Origin of the sequence: Streptomyces sp. SID14436 (assembly GCF_010548465.1) — a bacterium.
In the GTDB taxonomy this organism is placed as follows: Bacteria; Actinomycetota; Actinomycetes; order Streptomycetales; family Streptomycetaceae; genus Streptomyces.
The window spans coordinates 1-1,108 of sequence record NZ_JAAGMD010000220.1 but is presented as its reverse complement, the minus strand read 5'-3'; the positions used below and the strand labels follow the sequence as shown (position 1 = coordinate 1,108).

Genomic DNA, 1,108 nt, shown 5'->3' with positions numbered 1-1,108 from the left:
CCGCCGCAGTGTCCCCGCGCGCCGGGCCGCCGCGGTCACGCGCACGGTCTCGTACAGGCCGAAGCCGCACAGGACGACCGCGAAGCCGAGCACCGGCGTGCCGCCCAGCGCGGCCAGCGGCAGGAAGACGCCGTCGGCCTGTCCGAAGGCGACCTTGCCCCAGGGGAACCCGTTGAACGGGGCGCGTGCGCGGGCCGCCTCGCCGGCCGTCCACAGGGCGGCGGCCCACAGCGGCCAGGCCGGGAGCCGGGACACCGCGGCGACGCCGGCACCGACGAGGGCGACGAAGACGGCCTCGATGACCACCAGGGCGATCCACGGTCCGGGCCCCACCTCGACCCCGGTCCACACCAGCAGCGGCAGCAGGAAGCCCAGGCCGAAGAGGTAGCCCAGGCCCAGCCCCGCCTTCCAGCTCCGGCCGCGCAGCACCCAGCCGAGGACGGCGAAGGCGGGCAGCGCCAGCCACCACAGGGTGCGCGGCGGGAAGCTGACGTAGAGGAGGAACCCGGAGAGGGCGGACGCGGCGGCGGGCACGAGGCGCCTGGCGCGCCCGAGCCACCGGTCGCGCGCCCTGGGCGTCCGCGGCGGCACGGGGTCCGCCGCGTCGACGGGAGCTGCGGTGACGGTCACCCGGGGAGTCTACGGCGCCTGACCTCGGCCCCGACAGCGCGGAGCCGGTGGGCCGGACACCGGCCGGAGAGCCGGACGGCCGTCGGCACCGGCCGTGCCGGGACGTTTCGGCGGGACCGTTCCCGACCGTCCCCACGGGCGTCCGCCACCCGTTACGGTGTGCCGGTGCCCTGGTCGTGCCGCGGTCCGCGGCCCCGGCGGCCGGGGTTCCGTCACAGGTCGGGGGCGACGCGGTGCGGGGTGCGGGGTGGGTGCGGGGTGGGTTCCACGGAGAGGTCCACGGCCGGTCCGGAGACGGACGGCGTCAGACGCACGGGTCCGGATGCGGCCGGGGTGGTGGTGCTGGGCGCCTGCGCGGCCTGGCCGCTGATCACGGCTGCCGCGCGGGGCGGGCGTCCGGAGGGGATGCTGCTCGCCGTGCTGGCCGTCGCGGCCGGGTACGCGGCGGGCCGGATCGGCGGGGCGCTGCTGCCGGTGG

The 1,108-nt window shown here is 78.5% G+C and carries 2 pseudogenes; one reads left to right on the top strand and one right to left on the bottom strand.

The annotated features are described in order from the left end of the window. Positions 1-630, bottom strand: a pseudogene (locus G3I53_RS07995) (apolipoprotein N-acyltransferase); the annotation flags it as partial. 258 nt (positions 631-888) lie between these two features. Between G3I53_RS07995 and G3I53_RS07990 the strand changes: the two are divergent. Then, positions 889-1,108, top strand: a pseudogene (locus tag G3I53_RS07990) (hypothetical protein); the annotation flags it as partial.